At 50.7% G+C, this 21,751-nt stretch carries 16 protein-coding genes and 1 pseudogene; 13 read left to right on the top strand and 4 right to left on the bottom strand.

Translation table 11 applies throughout. The annotated features are described in order from the left end of the window. Positions 1–686 (top strand): annotated as a pseudogene (locus B5F07_RS09270) (hypothetical protein); the annotation flags it as partial. Continuing rightward, the gene (locus B5F07_RS09275) at positions 667–918 is read left to right on the top strand and encodes a kinase to dihydroxyacetone kinase (RefSeq protein ID WP_087161004.1); all 252 of its coding nucleotides are present in this window, start codon (positions 667–669) and stop codon (positions 916–918) included. The pseudogene B5F07_RS09270 and the gene B5F07_RS09275, both read left to right, overlap by 20 nt. A 100-nt stretch (positions 919–1,018) precedes the next feature. On the opposite strand, the gene B5F07_RS09280 is transcribed toward B5F07_RS09275, so the two are convergent. Next, entirely contained in the window at positions 1,019–2,653 is a 1,635-nt protein-coding gene (locus tag B5F07_RS09280; RefSeq protein ID WP_087161005.1) for an ABC-F family ATP-binding cassette domain-containing protein, read from the bottom strand. 224 nt (positions 2,654–2,877) lie between these two features. On the opposite strand from B5F07_RS09280, the gene B5F07_RS09285 reads away from it, so the two are divergent. The 10 genes from B5F07_RS09285 to B5F07_RS09330 all read left to right on the top strand — a co-directional run bounded on the left by B5F07_RS09285 (position 2,878) and on the right by B5F07_RS09330 (position 15,530). After that, positions 2,878–3,741: a patatin-like phospholipase family protein gene (locus tag B5F07_RS09285; RefSeq protein WP_087161099.1), complete on the top strand. Its 864-nt coding sequence runs from the start codon at positions 2,878–2,880 to the stop codon at positions 3,739–3,741. Positions 3,742–3,793: 52 nt separating this feature from the next. Next, positions 3,794–5,914, top strand: coding sequence for a polyphosphate kinase 1 (ppk1, locus tag B5F07_RS09290; RefSeq protein ID WP_087161006.1), 2,121 nt, complete (start codon positions 3,794–3,796; stop codon positions 5,912–5,914). A gap of 13 nt (positions 5,915–5,927) precedes the next feature. Continuing rightward, positions 5,928–6,968: an aldose epimerase family protein gene (locus B5F07_RS09295; RefSeq protein ID WP_087161007.1), complete on the top strand. Its 1,041-nt coding sequence runs from the start codon at positions 5,928–5,930 to the stop codon at positions 6,966–6,968. 74 nt (positions 6,969–7,042) lie between these two features. Continuing rightward, entirely contained in the window at positions 7,043–9,193 is a 2,151-nt protein-coding gene (locus B5F07_RS09300) for a DNA topoisomerase (RefSeq protein ID WP_087161008.1), read from the top strand. 50 nt (positions 9,194–9,243) lie between these two features. Next, the gene (locus B5F07_RS09305) at positions 9,244–9,915 is read left to right on the top strand and encodes an acyltransferase (protein ID WP_087161100.1); all 672 of its coding nucleotides are present in this window, start codon (positions 9,244–9,246) and stop codon (positions 9,913–9,915) included. 29 nt (positions 9,916–9,944) lie between these two features. Further along, positions 9,945–10,826: an NAD(P)-dependent oxidoreductase gene (locus B5F07_RS09310; RefSeq protein ID WP_087161009.1), complete on the top strand. Its 882-nt coding sequence runs from the start codon at positions 9,945–9,947 to the stop codon at positions 10,824–10,826. Positions 10,827–11,030: 204 nt separating this feature from the next. Further along, complete coding sequence (locus B5F07_RS09315) at positions 11,031–11,726, top strand: ABC transporter ATP-binding protein (RefSeq protein WP_087161010.1); 696 nt, start codon at positions 11,031–11,033, stop codon at positions 11,724–11,726. After that, positions 11,726–13,300: a putative ABC exporter domain-containing protein gene (locus tag B5F07_RS09320; protein WP_087161011.1), complete on the top strand. Its 1,575-nt coding sequence runs from the start codon at positions 11,726–11,728 to the stop codon at positions 13,298–13,300. The genes B5F07_RS09315 and B5F07_RS09320 overlap by 1 nt, the downstream gene beginning before the upstream one ends. A gap of 46 nt (positions 13,301–13,346) precedes the next feature. Further along, the gene (locus B5F07_RS09325) at positions 13,347–13,835 is read left to right on the top strand and encodes a methylglyoxal synthase (RefSeq protein WP_087161012.1); all 489 of its coding nucleotides are present in this window, start codon (positions 13,347–13,349) and stop codon (positions 13,833–13,835) included. Positions 13,836–13,997: 162 nt separating this feature from the next. Next, positions 13,998–15,530: a sodium:solute symporter family transporter gene (locus B5F07_RS09330; RefSeq protein ID WP_087161013.1), complete on the top strand. Its 1,533-nt coding sequence runs from the start codon at positions 13,998–14,000 to the stop codon at positions 15,528–15,530. A 4-nt stretch (positions 15,531–15,534) separates the two neighbouring features. Here the strand turns inward: B5F07_RS09330 and B5F07_RS09335 are convergent, their stop codons facing one another. Next, on the bottom strand, positions 15,535–17,256 hold the full coding sequence (locus tag B5F07_RS09335; protein WP_087161014.1) for an ABC transporter ATP-binding protein: 1,722 nt from the start codon (positions 17,254–17,256) through the stop codon (positions 15,535–15,537). Positions 17,257–17,546: 290 nt separating this feature from the next. Between B5F07_RS09335 and B5F07_RS09340 the strand changes: the two genes are divergently transcribed. Next, entirely contained in the window at positions 17,547–18,485 is a 939-nt protein-coding gene (locus B5F07_RS09340) for a tRNA dihydrouridine synthase (RefSeq protein ID WP_087161101.1), read from the top strand. Between the two features lie 56 nt (positions 18,486–18,541). On the opposite strand, the gene B5F07_RS09345 is transcribed toward B5F07_RS09340, so the two are convergent. Next, complete coding sequence (locus tag B5F07_RS09345) at positions 18,542–20,152, bottom strand: CTP synthase (protein ID WP_087161015.1); 1,611 nt, start codon at positions 20,150–20,152, stop codon at positions 18,542–18,544. 105 nt (positions 20,153–20,257) lie between these two features. Continuing rightward, the gene (locus B5F07_RS09350) at positions 20,258–21,736 is read right to left on the bottom strand and encodes a DUF1846 domain-containing protein (protein ID WP_087161016.1); all 1,479 of its coding nucleotides are present in this window, start codon (positions 21,734–21,736) and stop codon (positions 20,258–20,260) included. Between the last annotated feature and the right edge of the window lie 15 nt (positions 21,737–21,751).

A 21,751-nucleotide genomic window follows, 5' to 3' on the forward strand; every position in this document is an offset into this window, starting at 1 on the left:
CCCGCATGAAACGTCAGATCAAGCTGATTATTAACGTAGAAGCCCAGAAGGATTTTCATCCCGGATACTCTCTTATGACCCGTGGCATTTTCTACGGAGCCCGGATGATTTCGGCTCAGAAGGGAACAGAATTCTCCGGAACGGACTATGATAACATCCGGAAAGTATACAGCATATGGATCTGCATGAATGCTCCGGATTCTGTCGGGAATGCCATATCCGATTACAGCATTTGCAAAAAGGATAAGATCCCCGGCATTCCTGACCGGAAGGAAGAATACGATAAGATGACTGTGGTCATGATCTGCCTGAATCCGAATTCAAAGAAAGGCAACCGGCTGACGAAGATGCTGGGAGTTCTGTTGTCGCCGACTATAAGCGCAGACTCGAAGATACGGCATCTGGAACAGGAATATGATATACCGATGGAAAGCAATATGGGAGAGGAGATGAAACAGATGTGCAATTTAAGCGATTATGTGGAAGAACTGGGGATACAAAAGGGACTTGAACAGGGGATTGAGCAGGGAAAAGAACAGCTCCTTACTCAGCAGATAATGAAAAAATGCGCAAAAGGCAAGTCAACAGCAGAGATTGCAGATGAGTTGGAAGAGGATGAAGAGACGATCCGCAAAATAATAGAAAATATACAGGAGGGAACACAGAATGTTGGAATTTCGGTATGACACACAGCTTTTGATTGAAGGAGAGGATCTCGATGAGGATGTGATCAGCGAGTATTTTACAGAGCATTTCAAGGGTGACTGCCTGCTCGCGGTGGGAGATGAGGAGCTGATCAAGATTCATTTCCACACCAATGAGCCCTGGAAGGTGCTGGAGTACTGTGCAGGTTTAGGCGAGATCTATGATATTGTAATTGAAGACATGGATCGCCAGTCCAGAGGACTGAAAGGCTGAGAAAATCCCCGCCCCCTTGTAATAATGTATTACATCGGGACGGGGATTATTTCATGCATATTTTTTTGACATCCAGGAGATATATCCTGTCAATAATCCTTTAGTCATCCTCCTCGGTCTGAACCGTGTAAGTCTGTCTCTTTCTTGCCATCTCGTCGCTTTCCAGATACTCATCGTATGTGGTGATCTTATCGATGAGCTGTCCTCCCGGCACGATCTCCATGATCCGGTTGGCGGTTGTCTGTACGATCTGATGATCCCGTGAAGTGAAGAGCAGCACGCCCGGGAACTTGATCAGTCCGTTGTTCAGGGCAGTGATTGCCTCCATATCCAGGTGGTTGGTAGGCTCATCAAGAATCAGTACATTCGCTCCGGAGATCATCATTTTGGAGAGCAGGCAGCGTACTTTTTCTCCACCGGAAAGCACTTTCAGGCGCTTCACGCCGTCCTCTCCGGAGAAAAGCATCCTTCCCAGGAAGCCGCGGACATAGGTGGCATCCTTATTCTCAGAGTACTGGGTCAGCCACTCGGTGATCGTATAGTCGCTGTCGAATTCCCCGCCGAAATCCTTCGGGAAATATGCCTGGGATGTGGTGATGCCCCACTTGTATGTGCCGGAATCCGGCTCCATCTCCCCGATCAGGATCTTGAAGAGCACAGTCTTGGCAACCTCGTTGCTTCCCACAAACGCGACCTTGTCATCATGCCCCAGGGTGAAACTGATATTGTCGAGAATCTTTTCGCCGTCGATGGTCTTGGTCAGCCCTTCCACTGTGAGAACTTCATTTCCGATCTCGCGGTTCGGGCGGAAATCGATATACGGATATTTCCTGCTTGACGGTTTGATCTCATCAAGCTGGATTTTTTCAAGGGCACGCTTTCTGGAAGTTGCCTGTTTGGATTTGGAGGCATTGGCGCTGAAACGGGAAATAAATTCCTGCAGTTCCTTGATTTTCTCTTCTTTTTTCTTGTTGGCTTCCTTCATCTGGCGGATGAGAAGCTGGCTTGACTCATACCAGAAATCATAGTTTCCGGCGTAGAGCTGGATCTTGCCGTAGTCGATATCCGCGATCTGGGTACAAACCTTGTTTAAGAAATAACGGTCATGGGATACCACGATCACCGTATTCTCAAAATTGATCAGGAACTCTTCCAGCCAGGCAATGGCGTCCAGATCAAGATGGTTGGTAGGCTCGTCGAGAAGAAGAATGTCCGGGTTGCCGAACAGAGCCTGGGCGAGCAGGACTTTAACCTTCTCCGGACCGGTCAGATCCTTCAGATATTTGTAGTGAAGTTCTGTGGGAATCCCCAGTCCGTTTAACAGGGATGCGGCGTCAGACTCCGCCTCCCAGCCGTTCATTGTGGCGAATTCCGCCTCCAACTCGCTTGCCTTGATTCCGTCCTCATCGGTGAAATCCTCTTTTGCATAGATGACTTCTTTCTCCTTCATGATTTCGTAAAGGCGGGCATTTCCCATGATTACGGTGTCCAGGACCGGATATTCATCGTATTTGAAATGATCCTGCTGCAGGAAGGAAAGACGTTCGCCGGGAGTGATGGAGACGTCTCCCTGGGTCGGCTCAAGCTGACCGGAGAGGATCTTTAAAAATGTGGACTTTCCGGCTCCGTTGGCGCCGATCAGACCGTAGCAGTTTCCCTCGGTAAATTTGATATTGACATCTTCAAACAGCGCCTTTTTCCCGACGCGCAATGTCACATTGTTTGCACTGATCATTGTAAAAACTCCTTAATTTCTGAAAAAGATTTTCTTCCTATAAACATCACCGCTTATATTAACATGGAAGAGGGGGAAAAGGCAAGGCAGGAAACATTATTTTATGCAGGGATTTTCAAAAAAAGATGGTTTGCGAACAGGCAAAAACGTTATATAATGAAAGAAGGCAGGCGCAGAATCTGCCGGACTGGCTGACAAGACTTATTATGCAAGGAGAAATGGATATGGCGATAAAAAAAGCAACACTTGTACTGGAAGGCGGCGCTACAAGAGGTGTATTTACCTCCGGCGTTCTGGATTACCTGATGGAGCAGGACTTTTATACGTCCAACGTAATCGGAGTATCGGCAGGGTCATGCAATGCGGTTGACTATGTATCAAAGCAGCCGGGAAGGACGAGGGACTGCATGATTCCAACGGAGAAAAGCAACAGCTATTATTACGGGGTTCGGGATTTCTTCAGGGAAAAAAGTGTGATGAATATGGACCTGATCTTTGAAAAATTCCCGAATGAGCTCATTCCCTTTGACTTTGACACATATTTTAATTCGGAGATGAAGTGTGAGATTGTCACTACAAACTGTATCACCGGAAAAGCGGAGTATATGACGGAAGACCATGACAGGGAGCGGCTTATGAAGATCTGCCGTGCTTCCTGCAGCATGCCTCTTCTGACCCCCATTGTAAATGTGGACGGAGTACCCTATCTGGATGGCGGACTGGCGGACTCGGTGCCGGTGAGGCATGCCCGGGAGATCGGGAATGAAAAGATTATTGTAGTCCTCACAAAGAATCCGGGATACCGCAAGAAGACACCGTCCCCGGCGCTGCAGAGGATTTACCGCAGGGCCTACAAGTCCTATCCGAATGTAGTACGCACAATTCTGAGAAGGAGCTTTATGTACAACAGGACGATGAATCATATCGATCAGCTTGAGAAAAAAGGAGAGATTTTTGTCCTGCGTCCTCTGGTAAAACCGGTGTCAAGACTTGAGAGAAATGGAGATGCTCTGTTGTCTTTCTATGAGCACGGATATAAGCTGATGGAGAGAAAGATGGACGCCCTGATGGAGTACATGGCAAAATAGCACAATGCGAAACGAATATAAGCAAGGATAATGAAGGAGGGAACCACAGCATATGGACAGACCTGAGATTTTAGATTACACCCAGAACCGGGAACTCTCATGGCTTCGCTTTAACCAGAGGGTTCTTCAGGAAGCGCAGGATGAGACGGTACCGCTGATGGAGAGGATGAAATTCGTGGCGATCTTCACGAGCAACCTGGATGAGTTTTTCATGATCCGGGTGGGGAGTCTCTACGACATGGCGGACGCGGACAGCAAAAAGATCGATATGCGGTCGGGCATGACGGCGCTGCAGCAGCTTGAGGCAATCTACAAGGCGGTTGCCCCGCTCTACAAGGAGCGTGACAAGACTTACGCGGAGATCAAAAAGCAGCTCCATCCCTACGGAGTGTGCGGCCTGGATTTTAAGGAACTGGAGCAGCAGGAGAAAAAGTATGTAAAGAAGTACTTTAAGGAACAGGTGCTGCCGGTACTGTCACCGCAGATTGTGGATGCGAACCATCCGTTTCCCCATCTCTTAAGCAAGGAGATCTATGTGGTGGCGAATTTAAAAGATGGAGATAAAACCATGATGGGAATCGTTCCGGTTCCCCAGTACATATCCGATATCCTCTATATGCCGGGATATGACATCCGCTACATCCGCATGGAAAAAGTGATTATGGAGCACCTGGAGCTGGTGTTTGACAAATATCAGGTGTCCGATAAAAATTATATCTGTGTGACGCGAAATGCTGATATTTCACCGGATGACGAGGCGTTCGCGGACCATGAGGATTTCCGGCATATTATGAAGGAGACGCTCCACAAGAGGAGGAGGATGGCGGTTGTCCGTCTGGAGGTCGCCAACTCTCTGAGTAAGGAGATGGAGAAATATTTCTGCGAGCGGTTCAATATTACGCCGGAATGTATTTTCCGCACAAAGATGCCAATGAAGCTGGGATTTATTTTCGCCATAGCAGACAAGATCCCGGATTCCATGAAGAAGGCGCTGACCGATCCGCCGTTTTCTCCGCAGCCTTCGGCTTCTCTTGCGGAGGGCAGTGTGATGGCACAGGTCAAGAAGAAGGACGTCCTGCTTTCCTATCCGTATGAGAGCATGGATCCGTTCCTGCAGCTGATTAAGGAAGCTGCCTATGATCCGGATGTGATGACGATCAAGATCACGATTTACCGTCTGGCGAAAAAGGCGCGTCTGGTGGAGTATCTCTGCGCTGCTGCGGAAAATGGAAAAGAAGTGACCGCACTGATCGAACTGCGGGCACGTTTCGACGAACAGAACAACATCGACTGGTCGGAGCGGATGGAGGAAGCGGGGTGCCGCGTGCTCTATGGATTTGAAGGATATAAGGTACACTCGAAGATCTGTCTGATCACTTACAGGAGCCGGAATGAGATCCGGTACATCACCCAGATCGGAACCGGAAACTATAATGAGAAGACGGCGAAGATGTATACGGATTATTCGCTCATGACTGCCAACCGGGAGATCGGGGAAGATGCGGCAGTGTTCTTTAAGAACATGTCTATCGGCAACCTGGACGGCGTGTACAATCACCTGATTGTGTCGCCCACAAGCCTGAAACAGAAAGTGCTTGCTCTGATGGACGAGGAGATCAGAAAAGGAGCGCACGGGCGTATTGTGATGAAGATGAATTCCCTGACGGATATGGATTTTATCCGCAAGACCGCGGAGGCGTCCCAGGCGGGGGTGAAGATCGACCTGATTGTCCGGGGAATCTGCTGTATTCTTCCGGGGGTTCCGGGGCGTACGGATAACCTGAGAGTTACAAGCATTGTGGGAAGATTCCTGGAACATCCGAGAGTGTTCGTATTCGGAGCAGGGCAGGACGCGAAAGTATATATCGGTTCTGCGGACATGATGACAAGGAACACCGAGAACCGCGTGGAGGTTGCATGCCCCATCTACGATGAGGGAATCAAACGCCGCCTGATTCATGATCTGAAAGTGATGCTTGCTGACAATGTGAAAGCCCGGGTGATGACAAGCGACGGTACATACCGGAAGAAGCCTTCGGACGGAAAGAAGATAAATGCACAGGAGACTTTTATGAAAGAGGCGATGAACGCCAGAAGACCTGCTCCGGTCCGTGAGAAAGGAAAGCAGGGCTTTATCGGGAAAGTGCTCGGGATGTTCGGAAAGAAGAAATAGGAGGAGAGAAAAGATGGATAAGCTGACAGTAAAGAAATTCGGAGTTACGGGAAAGGGAGAAAAGCCATACCTCTATACCATGCAGAATGATAAGGGTATGCAGGTGTCTGTCACAGACTATGGCGCGACTCTGGTAAAAGTCTGCGTGCCGGACAGAGAAGGAAAACTGACCGATGTGGTGCTGGGATATGATGACGCGGCGGGATACGAGCGCGGGGGCCTCTTTTTCGGCGCAACCGTAGGAAGGAGCGCCAACCGGATCGGAGGCGCACAGTTTGAGATAAATGGTGTGAAGTACAGTCTGGAGAAGAATGACAACGGCAATAATCTCCACAGCGGTATGGATTATTACCAGCAGCGCATGTGGGAAGTTGTGGAAAATGCAGACGACCATGTGACGTTTCTGCTTCACAGCCCGGACGGCGACCAGGGATATCCGGGGGCGCTGGATATGTATGTGACATACAGCCTTGATGAGGAAAACACGGTTACCATTCATTATCAGGCTGTACCGGATCAGGATACGATTATCAATATGACGAATCACAGCTATTTCAATCTGAACGGACATGACAGCGGAGATGTCCTCGGACATACCGTCCGCCTGGAGGCAGACTGTTTTACACCTGCCGATAATGAGTCCATTCCGACCGGAGAGATCCGCAGCGTGGAGGGTACGCCCATGGATTTCCGGGAGGGCAAGGCCATCGGAAAAGAAATCGATGCTGACGATGAGCAGATCCGGTTCGGCGGCGGCTACGACCACAACTGGGTGTTGAAAAACGAAGGCAGATTTGATAAAGTAGCAGAAGTGACGGCGGACAGGAGCGGCATTGTCATGGAAGTGTACACGGATCTTCCGGGGGTACAGATGTACACCGCTAATTTCGTGGATGGCGAGCCCGGAAAGGAAGGGGCATGCTACGGAAAGAGAAGCGCAGTGTGCCTGGAGACGCAGTATTTCCCAGATGCGGTGCACCATGAGAATTTCCCGGGTCCGATATGCAAAGCGGGAGAAAAGTACGATACCCGCACGGCATACCGGTTCCTGTAAACCGTCAGTGCTTATCAGTGCATGGGATTAATCAGTGCATAAGAATACATACAGGACGGCAGAATTGACATTATATGGGAAAAGCAGTATATATCGCAGAGAAGCCAAGTGTGGCTCAGGAATTTGCAAAAGCATTAAAACTGAATACAAAACGAAAAGACGGATATCTGGAATCGGATCAGGCGATCGTCACATGGTGCGTGGGACATCTTGTGACGATGAGCTACCCGGAAGAATACGATCCGTCGCTGAAAAAGTGGTCCCTCGAGACGCTTCCTTTCATTCCGGAAGAGTTCAAGTATGAGGTCATTCCGGGGGTAGCGAAGCAGTTTCAGATCGTAAGCGGCATCCTGAACCGGGAAGATGTGGATACGATCTACGTCTGTACCGACTCCGGGCGGGAAGGAGAATATATTTACCGTCTGGTGGAACAGGAAGCCCATGTTACGGGAAAGGAGAGGCGCAGAGTATGGATTGATTCCCAGACCGAGGAAGAGATCCTCCGGGGGATCCGTGAGGCGAAGGATCTGTCCGAATATGATAACCTCAGCGCCTCCGCCTATCTTCGGGCAAAAGAAGACTACCTTATGGGAATCAATTTTTCCCGGCTTCTGACACTGAAATACGGGAACAGCATTTCCAATTATCTTCACACAAAATATTCCGTGGTCTCCGTGGGCCGGGTGATGACCTGTGTGCTGGGCATGGTAGTCCGCAGAGAGCGGGAGATCCGGGATTTTGTGAAAACCCCCTTCTACCGTGTAGTCAGCACCATCGACGCCTCGGGACATTCCTTTGAGGGGGAATGGCGGGCAGTGAAGGGCTCAAAATATTTTGAATCATTTGCCCTGTACAAGGAAAACGGATTCAAGGAGAGAAAGACGGCCCAGGAGCTGATCGACTATCTCTCGGAGGAGAAGCCGGTGGAGTGCCGGATCGAGTCCATTGAGAAAAAGAAGGAGAAGAAAAATCCGCCTTTGCTCTACAACCTGGCGGAGCTTCAGAACGACTGTTCCAAGCGCTTTAAGATCAGCCCCGATGAGACACTGCGGATTGTCCAGGAACTCTACGAGAAGAAGCTGGTCACTTATCCGAGGACGGACGCCCGTGTCCTGTCTACAGCGGTGGCAAAGGAGATCAGCAGGAACCTGAACGGGCTCTCAAAATATCCGATGGCGGCGCCCTATCTGCAGGATATCCTGGGATTCGGCTCCCACAAGGGACTTGCAAAGACACGTTACGTCAATGATAAGCAGATTACGGACCATTACGCCATCATTCCTACCGGTCAGGGCCTTTCCGCCCTGAATTCCGTCTCGGCGACGTCAAAGAGGGTGTATGACCTGATCGTGCGGAGGTTTCTCAGTATATTCTATCCTCCGGCAGTGTACCAGAAGGTTGCCATTGTGACGTCTGTGCGGGGCGAAAGTTTTTTCTCAAACTTTAAGGTTCTGGCGGAAGAAGGTTATCTGAAGGTAGCGGGAATTCCCCAGAAGAAGGGAACGAAACAGAAAAACGCATCAGCAGAGGGCGCAGAAGAGTCCGGAGAAAGCCGGATGTCGGAGGAAAACCGGGAAACAGACGGGGACGCAGGCGGCGCACAGGAGGAACAGAGTCTCGATACTGCTCTGTTCGAAGTTATAAAGACGCTGAAAAAAGGCGCGCTTCTCCCGGTGAAGGCACTGGAGATCAAGGAGGGGGAGACTTCTCCGCCCAAGAGATACAATTCCGGTTCCATGATCCTTGCCATGGAGAACGCGGGACAGCTTATCGAAGATGAGGAACTCCGCGCCCAGATCAAGGGAAGCGGGATCGGCACCAGCGCCACCCGCGCGGAGATCCTGAAGAAACTGATCCACATCAAATATCTGGCGCTGAACAAAAAGACCCAGATCATTACACCGACCCTGCAGGGCGAGATGGTGTTCGACGTGGTGGATCACTCGATCCGTTCCCTTCTCAATCCGGAACTTACGGCAAGCTGGGAGAAGGGGCTGACCTACGTGGCGGAGGGAAGTATCACTCCGGATGAATATATGGAAAAACTGGACCGTTTCATCACAAGCAGGACGGTGGGGGTGAAAGGGCTGAATAATCAGTATCAGCTGAGAACCTGCTACGACAGGGCGGCGAAGTATTATAAAACCGGCAGCCCTGCGAAAAGCGCGTCCGGCAGATCCGGCTCTTCGGGAAAAGCAGCAGCAAAAATGCCGGAAGAACGGTAAAAATCAATCATGTGCCGGTGATCCGGCGGAAAAGGAGTATAGAAATGAGTATGGAAGCATTGACAGTGAAAGAACTGTATACACTGGATCAGACAATTGCAAAAGACATTTTCAACGGAGTGACCTACCCCTGGGAGGTTCTGCCGAAGATCAGCAGCTTCATCATCGAGCTGGGCAACACGCTCGACAGTGAAGAGTATGAGAAAGTGGGGGAGAATGTCTGGATTGCCAGGTCTGCGAAGGTCGCACCCACGGCTTTTATCAATGGTCCTGCCATTATCGGAAAGGACGCGGAAGTGCGCCACTGCGCGTTTATCCGCGGCAATGCGATTGTGGGAGAGGGCGCAGTTGTCGGAAACTCAACAGAGCTCAAGAACGTGATCCTGTTCAATAAAGTTCAGGTGCCGCATTATAACTATGTGGGGGATTCCATACTGGGATACAAGTCCCATATGGGCGCAGGTTCCATCACATCCAACGTGAAATCCGACAAAAAACTGGTAGTAGTCAAGACGCCGGAAGGCAATATCGAGACAGGAATGAAGAAGTTCGGCGCCATGCTCGGCGATGAGGTGGAAGTCGGATGCGGCAGCGTGCTTAATCCGGGAACCGTAGTGGGAAGCCACTCCAATATCTATCCGCTCTCTTCCGTGCGTGGGTTCGTGCCTGGGAACAGTATCTACAAGAAGCAGGGAGAAGTTGTGGAGAAGAGGGACGAGTAGAGAGAATAATAGAGGAGGTTTCTTGACTTATGAAACAGATAGGTTTTATCGGTGTGGGCATCATGGGGAAATCCATGGTCCGCAATCTTATGAAAGCAGGGTATGAGCTTCACATCTTTGCCCGGACAAAATCGAAAGTGGAGGATGTAATCAGCGAGGGAGCTGTGTTTCACGAAACAATCGCTGACTGTGTGAAAGGGCGTGATGCGGTGATTACGATCGTCGGTTTCCCGCAGGATGTCGAGGAGGTATATTTTGACGAGGGGAATATTCTGGACAGTGCGGATCCGGGCACTTACCTGATCGATATGACGACTACCAGTCCCCAGATCGCAGAGAAGATCTATAACGAAGGAAAGAAGAAGGGCTTCCATGTGCTAGATGCACCTGTCACAGGCGGGGATTCCGGCGCGCGGGAAGGAAAACTCTCTATTCTTGTGGGCGGCGACCGTGAGGACTATGATGCCTGCCTGGAGCTGTTTGAGGCGATGGGAACGAACATCAATTATGAGGGAAAGGCAGGGTGCGGCCAGCACTGCAAGCTTGCCAACCAGATCATGATCGCGGGAGCGCTCTCCGGTGTGTGCGAGGCGCTGACCTATGCGCAGGCAAAGGGGCTTGATATGGATACGTTTTTCCACTCTGTTGCCACAGGGGCAGCGGGCAGCAGGCAGTTCGACACACTGGGACCCAAGATCATCGGCGGAGACTATGAGCCGGGATTCTTTATGAAGCACTTTATCAAAGACATGAAGCTGGCCCTGATCGAGGCGAATATGAGCGGACTTGATCTGGGGGTGTTAAGCCAGGTACTTGCCAACTGCGAGGAACTTCAGGCGGAAGGTCTGGGAGAACTCGGAACCCAGGCGCTTATGAAGTATTATGACGAGGAACACAGAGGGGAGATGTAATTCCCATGTGTTTTGTAACTCCCATGTGTCTTATAAGGCAGAGGAGTTCTTAAGTTTTTCTGTATCTCAAAAATTGTATTGACAGAAAGAATAAAGTCCTATATCATTGTATTAAATCAATAATACAGCGGTGCAGGACTTTTTTTGCTGCATGCAGCGGTCGGATATATGGCTGCGGTCAGGCACAGTCAGGAGGGTAGTAAAATGTTAGAGGTACAGAATCTGAGAAAATCTTACGGGCATAACGTTGCAGTTGACGGAGTAAACTTTCTGGTCCCGGACGGACAGATAGGAGTGCTCCTGGGACCCAACGGCGCAGGAAAATCTACGATTATCAAGAGTATAGCGGGACTTCTGAGGTATCAGGGGATCATACGTATCCAGGGAATTCCCGCCCGGAGAGTCGAGGCGAAGAAGCTGTTCGGCTATGTCCCGGAGATTCCGGCTATGTTTGAGGCACTAACGGTGAGAGAACATATCGAATACATCCGGAGGGCATACGGCAGCGACATCACGGATGAGGAAGTGGAGGAGATGCTGACGGCTTTTGAGATGGATGACAAGCAGGACAAGCTGGGAAATGAGCTGTCCAAGGGAATGATGCAGAAAGTCAGCATCTGCTGTGCTCTGGCAGTGAAACCGAAGGTGATTTTACTTGACGAGCCAATGGTGGGACTGGATCCGGCGGCGATCAGGAAGCTCAAAGAGGTTGTTCTGAGACTGAGGGATCAGGGAGTGACGGTGCTGATCAGCACTCATATGCTAGAGATGGTTGAAGAACTCTGGGACATTATGTTTGTCATGAAAAAGGGAAATATCATCGGGTCTTATACCAGGAAAGACGCTCAGGGTAAAGATCTTGATGAACTGTTTTTTGAGATGACGGGTGGTGAAGACTGATGAAAGCTCTGTTTTATCTGGCAAAACGCAGTTTTGTCAATCATATTAAAATGGCCCTGAAAAAGCCGCTGACACTGATTATATTTGTATTCGGCGTGGCTTATGCAATATTTATTATCATGGCCCTTGCCTCGTTCGCATCCATGATCCGGCTGGACTCTGTCCAGGGGTTGGTAATCATCATGACAGTGTGGAGCATCTATATCACACTGGCGGATTTTATGACGTATTCGGGGAGGAAAGGTATCCTTTTCAGACCTGCACACACGCATTTTGTGTTCACTGCGCCGATCAGTCCCAAGCTCGTGCTGATCAACAGTGCATGGATGAATTACATTTTCGCTTTCGGAATGTGGCTCCTCATGGCGATCGCTGCAGCTACGATTTTTCAGGCTGCTCTGTGGCAGGCGGTGCTGTTCTTCCTGGCTGCATGTATTCTGAGTCTGGGGTTCGAGATCGCGGTGATGGTGCTGCTCTACGCGAATGACAGTATCCCGGAGAAGGTCCTCAGGGGGATCTGCTGGGGAATCCGTGTATTCCTTGTGGCGCTTACCCTGGTTATTATTCTCTATTTCCGGCAGAACGGGCTTACCATTGAGTCGGCGATATCCTTTGTGGACTGGCCGGTACTGCAGATGCTCCCCGTGGTGGGCTGGCAGGTCGCCCTTTACCGCCTGATTCTTCTGGGACCTACTGTGCTGAACGTGGTATGCAGCCTTCTCTATCTGGCGACAGTGGCTGCAGCGGCAGCAGGAGCAGTGTGCATGAGATGCGATGGAGGATACTATGAGGAGGCGGCGAAGTTTGCCGATGATTACGCGGAACTGCGGAAAAGGCAGAAAAGCGGAGAGTTGGTCAGCGGGATCGGCAGGAAGAAGAAAACGTTCAGGAAGATCCGGGAGCGTATTGGCGGGAAAGGGGCAAAGGCGGTATTCTACAGGCAGCTCCTTGAATATAAAAAGGAAAAATACTTTATCTTTTCCAAGACCACACTGATTGCCGTGTTCGTGGCGCTAGTTGTGTCTTTCCCGATGCGGGACGAGGTGGAGGCCGGGTATTCCCGTTTCTTCCTTCTGGGAATCGTCGCCTATGTATCCCTGATTATGTCCGGATATACGGGAAAGTGGGAGAATGAGCTGAAGACACCCTACCTTTTCCTGATCCCGGACACGGCATTCCGGAAACTGTGGTACTCCACCCTGATGGAGCACATAAAAGCACTGGCGGACGGGACGATTATCTGTGTGGCTTCCGGCATATTCTGGCGGGTACAGCCTCTGTATATTGTACTCTGTATTCTGATCTACACCGTGCTTCAGGCAAATAAGCTCTATGCCAGAGTGCTGGCTCAGTGCCTGGTGGGAGATGTCTTCGGCGCGAAAGGACAGGACATCATCCGGGCTGTAATCCAGATGGCGATTCTCGGAATGGGCATCGGCGCTGCGGTGATTGTGGGAGTCTTCGTGAATGTAGATTTGATCTTTCCAATTCTTCTGATTTATAGTATCATAGTAACCGGAGCGATGTGCCTGCTCGCTTCCCTGCGGTTCGACACGATGGAACAGCTCGTGTAGCCGGACTGCGGAGCTGAAAAAGGCAGAAAGCAAGGAGGTTACTGGTATGTTGGATGACAATTATGTAACAATAGAAATCGAGAAGGCAAAACACATTGCACTGGTTGCACATGACGGAAAGAAAAAGGAACTGGTTGACTGGTGCGAACGCAACAAGGATGTGCTCAAGAGCCATTTCCTGTGCGGGACGGGAACGACGGCGCGGCTGATCTCGGAACGAACAGGACTTCCGGTAAAAGGGTACTGCAGCGGTCCCCTCGGAGGCGATCAGCAGATCGGCGCCAAGATTGTGGAAGGACAGATTGACTTTGTGATTTTCCTGTGGGATCCGCTTGAGGCGCAGCCCCATGATCCTGATGTGAAGGCGCTTCTCCGTATTGCCGTAGTCTATGACATTCCGATTGCAAATAACCTTGCCACAGCGGACTTCATGCTGAATTCGAAATACATGAATGAGCCGTACAGCAGGAAGATTGAAAACTACAACAAGACGATTCAGCAGAGGGTAAAGCATTTCGAGTCCGAGGGTGTGTGATTCCTGTCTGAAAAAGCGTGATTCCGGTTGACACGGGCTGTATGCCCGTGTTATTCTATGCTCAGATACTTTAATACTTTAAAGCGTTGCGCATTAAAGTTCAACGCTTTAAAGCAATTGAGTGAATGCGGAAAAAACTTTGTTGAAGAAAGGGTAAAGAAAATGGGAATTAAAATTGTGCTTCTTGTAATCTTTTTTGCCGTGATGGTGGGTGTGGGGATTTACTCCCGCAGGCATGCCACCAGCGTGGACGGCTTTGTACTTGGAGGCAGGTCAGTGGGACCGTGGCTTACGGCATTTGCCTACGGTACCTCCTATTTTTCAGCGGTGGTATTTGTCGGATATGCCGGACAGTTCGGATGGAAATACGGCCTTGCCAGCACATGGATCGGAATCGGAAATGCAGTGATCGGAAGTCTCCTGGCCTGGGTAGTACTGGGGAGAAGAACAAAAGTTATGACACAGCATCTGAAGTCCAAGACCATGCCGGACTTTTTCGGCGAGAGATACGACAGCAAAGCATTGAAAATCGCAGCTTCCGTGATCGTGTTTGTCTTTCTGATTCCCTATACCGCATCGGTCTACAACGGTCTTTCCAGGCTCTTTGAGATGGCTTTCCACATTCCCTATGCGTGGTGTGTCGTCGTCATGGCAGTATTTACGGCAGTCTATGTGATCCTCGGCGGCTATATGGCGACTGCAATCAATGATTTCATCCAGGGAATCATCATGCTGGGAGGCATTGTTGCCGTCATTGCGGCTGTGCTCAACGGGCAGGGAGGATTTATGAATGCGGTCTTCGAGATGGCGCAGATTCCAAGCGATGTTGCTGTGACAGAAGGACAGCCGGGCGCCTTTACCTCCTTTTTCGGACCGGATCCGCTGAATCTTCTGGGTGTTGTCATTCTCACCTCGCTGGGAACCTGGGGACTTCCGCAGATGATTGGCAAATTTTACGCTATCCGGGATGAAAAATCCATTAATACAGGAACCGTGATTTCCACGGTGTTCGCCATTGTGGTGTCCGGTGGATGCTATTTTCTCGGCGGCTTTGCCCGTCTGTTCGACAGCCCGGAAATCTACGACAGCGCAACCGGAGCAGTTGTCTACGACAGCATTATCCCGCATATGCTTTCCTCCCTGTCGGATATTCTGATCGGTATTGTTGTCGTTTTAGTTCTTTCTGCATCCATGTCAACATTGTCATCCCTAGTGCTGACATCGAGTTCGACAATGACCCTGGATCTGCTGAAGGGAAATATTATCAAAAAGATGAGCGAAAAGAAGCAGATTGTGACCATGCAGGTGCTGATTGTGTTTTTCATCGTTATTTCTGTGGTGATTGCCCTCAATCCGCCTACCTTCATTGCACAGCTCATGGGAATCTCCTGGGGCGCCCTGGCGGGCGCATTTCTGGCACCGTTCCTCTACGGGCTGTACTGGAAGGGGGTGACGAAAGCGGGAGTCTGGGCAGGATTTGTCGCCGGGGTGGGACTGACGGTGTCGAATATGTTTCTCGGTTTTATCGAATCACCGATCAACGCAGGGGCGGCAGCCATGATCTTAAGTCTGATCGTTGTTCCGGTTGTCAGTCTGATTACACCCCGGCTTAAGAAGGAAAAAACAGATGCAGTATTTGCCTGCTACGAGGAGAAAGTGACGATTACAAAGAAGCGGTCGCTGCAGCAGGAGTAGCTGTTTACATATTGTAATAATGGGCGTACAGTCCGTTTTTCGCCAGAAGGCTTTCATGGGTGCCCCGTTCGGCGATGCCGTCCTCGGTGATCACGATGATCTCGTCAGAATTGCGGATTGTGGAGAGGCGATGGGCGATTGTAATAGTTGTCCGGTCTTTCGCCAGCTCCTCCAGGCTCTGTTGGATCCAACGCTCGCTCTCGTTATCCAGGGCACTTGTAGCCTCGTCCAGGATAAGGATGGGCGGATTCTTCAGGAATACGCGGGCAATGGAGATCCGCTGCTTCTGACCGCCGGAGAGCCTTGTCCCGCGCTCGCCTACATAGGTGTCGTATCCGTCCGGGAGCTCCATGATAAAGTCGTGGATGTTGGCCCGCTTTGCCGCCTCCACGATCTCATCCATGGAAGCGCCCGGTTTTCCATAGGCGATATTCTCTCTGATCGAGCCGCAGAACAAATAGACGTCCTGCTGGACCATTCCGATCTGGCTTCTCAGGCTTTTGAGCTGAAGCGTGCGCACATCCTGCCCGTCTATGGTGATCCTTCCCCCTGTGACATCATAGAAACGGGGAAGCAGAGAACAGATCGTCGTCTTTCCGCTTCCTGACGGTCCCACGAGGGCGATGGATTTGCCTGCCGGTATCTCAAAGGAAACATGCGAGAGAACCGGTGTATCATCGTCACTGTAGTGGAAGGAAACGTCTTCATAGCACACACGTCCGCGGACGTCTGTAAGAGGCACTGCATCCGGAGCGTCCTCGATATCCGGTTCCGTCTCCATTACGTCGAGAAAACGGCGGAAACCGGAAAATCCTTTCTGAATCATCTCCACCAGCTCCACGAGAATCTGGATCGGACTGATGAAAATACCGATGTACAGGGCGTACATGGCGAGATCAGCGGGAGCCATCTGCCCGTTGGCAATCAGATATCCTCCGTAAATGAGTGTGACCAGATACATCATTCCCTGGAAGAACAGGTTCCATCCCATAAAACTTCCCATGCACCGGTAGTTGTTATCCTTGGAGATCAGGAATGCATGATTGCTCTTTTTGAATTTCTCATGCTCGATCTCCTCATTGGCAAAGGACTGTACTACGCGGATTCCGGAAAGGGTATCCTGGAGACTGGCGTTCACATCTCCGATCTTGCGGCGGTTCTCCATGAATGTCTCCTGCATCCGGCTGTTCTGCCGGAAAGAGAAGAGAAACATGCACAGCACCAGAACCACGAGAGGCAGGGCAAGCCGCCAGTTGATCAGGAAGAGGAAGATGAACGAACCGACAATCTTTACCACGGAAATGAACAGGTTTTCCGGTCCGTGGTGGGCGAATTCGGCGATATCAAACAGGTCGGAGACGAGTTTGCTCATCATCTGTCCGGAGTTGTTCTGGCTGTAATAGGAAAAGGAGAGCTTCTCATAGTGGTCGAAGAGCTGCTGACGCATGTCCCTTTCCATATTTGCTCCCATCATATGGCCCTGATAACTGACATAGTACTTGCACAGGCTCTGGACAATGTACATGACGAGAAGCCCGATGGCAATGGGAAGCAGGGCGGAAAGAATCGTGTCCCTGTCCTCTGTGAAAAGTGTATTTGTCATCGTCCGCAGGATCTGCGGATATACCAGATCCACCAGACTGATGACAGCCGCGCAGATCAGATCAATGAAGAAAACGGCGCGGTAAGGTCCGTAGTAGCGGATGAATTTCTTTAATGTATCCATAAAATCCCCCTTTGTTCATGTGTTTCTTATATTTTATCTGTTTGTCTGTGTGCTTTCCGGATGCTGAGGCGAAAGTTTTGAAAGAAGCTGCAGATCCGGTCTGCTGATTATCTTAGCACAACCTTTTCCGCTTGACAAGAGCCTCAGAATGTGGCTAACTTATATGAGGCAGCTCAGGTGCCGGCGCTTTACTGCGGGCCTTTGTGGCAACTGGAAACGGCACTGTCTGCGAAACGGAATATACAGCAGAATATGCGCCTGCCCACACAGGGAAAGGCGAAGGAGGCAATATGAAGATTTATCTTGCCCCTCTTGAGGGGATTACGGGATTTATATACCGCAGGGCTCTTTTTGAGTGCTTCGGGGGATTTGACAAGTATTTTATACCATTTATCCGGCCCAACCAGAAGGGGCATTTCAGTTCCAGGGAGAAGAAGGATATTTCCCCGGAAAATAACGCGGGAATGTATGCGGTTCCGCAGATCCTGACAAACAGCGCGGAAGATTTTCTGCGGACGGCGGCAAAGCTGAAGACATACGGATACGGGGAAGTGAACCTTAATCTGGGGTGCCCGTCCCGGACGGTTGTGACCAAAGGTCGGGGCGCGGGATTTCTGGCAAAACCGGAGGAACTGGAACGGTTTCTGGATGAGATCTTTGAAAAATGTCCTCTGGAGATCTCGGTCAAGACGAGACTGGGGATGGAAGATCCGGGGCAGTTTGAGAAAATTCTCGCGATTTACAACCGGTTCCCAATGAAAGAGCTGATCATCCATCCGAGGGTACAGAAAGATTTCTATAAGAATACGCCGAATCTGGATGTGTTTGAACAGGCGTTACAGGAGAGCAGCAGTCCGGTATGCTACAACGGCGATATCTTTACCACCGCAGATTATGAAAAGTTTGCCGCACGGTTCCCGGAGGTGGAATGTATTATGACAGGGAGAGGAACGCTTGCGGACCCTGCCCTGGCGAGAAAACTCAAAGGGGGAAAGGGAGCGGACAAGGCAGAGCTGAAAAAGTTCCACGACAGGATCTATGCCGGCTACTGTGAAGAGATGTCCGGCGACCGGACGATCCTCTATAAAATGAAAGAACTGTGGTTCTATCTTGCCCCCATATTTCCCGACAGCAGAAAGTATGCGAAAAAAATCAGAAAATGTGAGAAGTGCCGGGTATATGAAGAAGTTGTGGAGGAGTTATTCCGAAATGAGAGCCCGGCCTGCTGAACAAAACAAAAATACCGTCAGGGATACAGCTTATCAGCCTTCCCTGACGGTTCATTTTATCTTTCGTTTTTATTCTTCAGCGCGGCCTCCACAAATCCCTTAAACAGCGGATGCGGGCGGTTGGGCCTGGATTTCAGTTCCGGGTGCGCCTGTGTGGCGATAAACCACGGATGAGACGGGATCTCGATCATTTCCACAATACGGCTGTCCGGGGACAGACCGCACAGAGACATCCCGTTTTTCTCCAGATCTTCCCGGTAGTCATTGTTGACTTCATAGCGGTGGCGGTGGCGTTCGCTGATCTCTTTCGTGCCATACAGCTTATAGGCAAGGGAATCTTCCTTGAGTACGCACGGATAGGCGCCCAGGCGGAGCGTTCCCCCGATGTCTTCCACGCCGATCTGATCCGGCATGATATGGATAACCGGGTGCGTGGTATCGGGATTCAGTTCCATGCTGTGTGCATCGTTAAATCCGACCACATTCCGGGCAAATTCCACGATGGCAAGCTGCATGCCAAGGCAGAGACCGAGGAAAGGAATGTTGTGAGTGCGGGCATATTTGATTGCCTCGATCTTTCCTTCCACACCGCGGTGTCCGAATCCTCCCGGAACAAGGATTCCGTTTACATCGCCGAACAGTTCATCTGCATTGTCCGGCGTGACGGTCTCGGAATCAATCCATTTGATATTTACTGTAGTGTGGCTGTAGATTCCACCGTGCTTCAGAGCCTCAACCACACTGATATAGGCGTCGTGGAGCTGAATATACTTTCCTACAAGGGCAACCGTTACTTCCTGAGTCGGGTGACGGAGATTTTCCACCATCTCGGTCCAGTCTTTCAGATCCGGCTCCGGACAGTCGAGATGGAGACATTCGCACACCACCTGCGCCAGATGCTCTTTCTCCATTGCCAGAGGCGCCTCGTACAGATATTCCACATCCAGATTCTGGAGTACATGGTTCGACGGCAGGTTGCAGAACAGGGATATCTTGTCCTTCATGCTCTGGTTCAGCGGGTATTCGGAACGGCAGACGATGATGTCCGGCTGGATTCCCATGCCCTGAAGTTCCTTTACGCTTGCCTGCGTCGGTTTTGTCTTCATCTCCTGGGATGCACGGAGATACGGGATCAGTGTTACGTGGATCAGGATTACATTCTCCCGTCCCCGCTCATGCTGAAACTGACGGATGGATTCCAGAAACGGCTGGCTTTCGATATCGCCGACAGTACCGCCTACCTCGATGATGGCGATCTCCGTGTCCGTTGCTGCCGGATTGCGGTAAAACCTGCTCTTGATTTCATTGGTAATGTGCGGGATAACCTGTACGGTCCCTCCGCCGAAATCGCCGCGGCGCTCTTTCTGAAGAACGGACCAGTAGATTTTTCCGGTTGTTACGTTGGAATTCTTGGTCAGGCTTTCGTCGATAAAACGCTCGTAATGACCAAGATCCAGGTCTGTCTCAGCACCATCGTCCGTGACAAAAACCTCTCCGTGCTGCACCGGATTCATTGTTCCCGGGTCGATGTTGATATATGGATCGAATTTCTGCATGGTAACCGTGTAGCCGCGCGCTTTCAGAAGCCGTCCGAGAGATGCGGCGGTGATGCCTTTCCCAAGGCCGGAAACAACGCCTCCGGTAACGAATACATATTTTACTGCCATAGTGTCTGTCCTCCTCCGTATAGAATCTGTCAAAAAAAATACTTTCCAAGTATACACCAATCTGACGAAAAAATACAGTATTTTTTTCAGGACATAAATATAAATCTAGTGATAGAGATAATCGTGTTCGTAGACTGCCTCACAGGTAAGCTGCACTCCGAGTTTCTTGAAAATCTTGATATCCACGTCGGAGAGCAGGACGGAAGTGTGTGCCTGGCAGCCGTTCAGACGGGGAAGCTGGGAGAGCGCAAGACGCGCCTGAGGGTTGATGGCAGCACTGGCGGACAGGGCGATCAGCACCTCGTCTGTGTGGAGTCTGGGGTTCTTGCTCTTTAAATAGTCCACTTTCAGCTTCTGGATCGGTTCGATGGACTCCGGCGAGATGATCCGGAGTTCGTGATCCAGCCCGGCAAGTTCTTTCAGCACATTCAGCAGAAGTGCGGCTGACGCGCCCAGCAGTTTGGTTGTCTTGCCGGTGATAATCCTGCCGTCATCCAGTTCCATTGCGGCTGCGGGACCGCCGGTCTCCCGGGCACGCTCCAGGGCTTTCACGGCAACTTTCCGGTCTGCAGTAGTAATTCCCGCCATATTCATAAGAAGCTCGATTTTCTGTGCTTCCCGGTCGGAAGTCTCCCCTTTTACAAGGGCGTTCAGGGCAGCATAGTAGCGGCGGATAATCTCCTGGCGGGATGCCTCGCGGCAGGCCTCGTCATCGCAGATACATTTCCCTGCCATATTTACCCCCATGTCTGTGGGAGATTTGTACGGGCTGTTCCCGTAGATCTTCTCGAAAATCGTGTCGAGGACAGGGAAGATCTCCACATCCCGGTTGTAATTGACGGTCGTCTCACCGTACGCCTCCAGATGGTACGGATCGATCATGTTCACATCGTTGAGATCAGCCGTAGCCGCCTCGTAGGCAAGATTGACCGGATGGCGCAGAGGCAGATTCCAGATGGGAAATGTCTCGAACTTCGCATAGCCTGCCCGGATCCCTCTCCTGTGTTCGTGGTAGAGCTGGGAAAGGCAGGTTGCCATCTTACCGCTTCCAGGTCCCGGAGCCGTGACGATCACGAGCGGCCGGGAAGTCCGGATATAGTCGTTCTTTCCGTAGCCCTCCTCGCTGAGAATCAGAGGAATATTGGACGGATATCCGGGAATGCTGTAGTGAATGTATACCGGGATCTGCATGTTCTCCAGTTTTTTCTTGAAAAGAAGAGCGCTTTCCTGTCCGGAGAACAGCGTGATCACGACGCTTCCAACGAAAAGCCCCTGCCCCCTGTAAGTCTCGATCAGCCGCAGTACATCGGAATCATAGGTGATCCCCAGATCTCCGCGCACTTTATTTTTCTCGATATCCTTTGCGCTGATCACGATCACGATTTCCGCCTGGCTGCTCAGCTCTTTCAGAAGCCTGAGTTTGCTGTCCGGTGCGAATCCGGGAAGAACCCGGGATGCGTGATAATCGTCAAAAAGCTTTCCCCCGAACTCGAGATACAGCTTATTGTCAAACTGATTAATCCGGTTGCGGATATGTTCGGACTGCATTTTCAAGTACTTTTCATTGTCAAAGCCAATTTTCATTTTTGAACCCCCATT

The organism is Lachnoclostridium sp. An169 (assembly GCF_002160525.1).
In the GTDB taxonomy this organism is placed as follows: Bacteria; Bacillota; Clostridia; order Lachnospirales; family Lachnospiraceae; genus Mediterraneibacter; species Mediterraneibacter cottocaccae.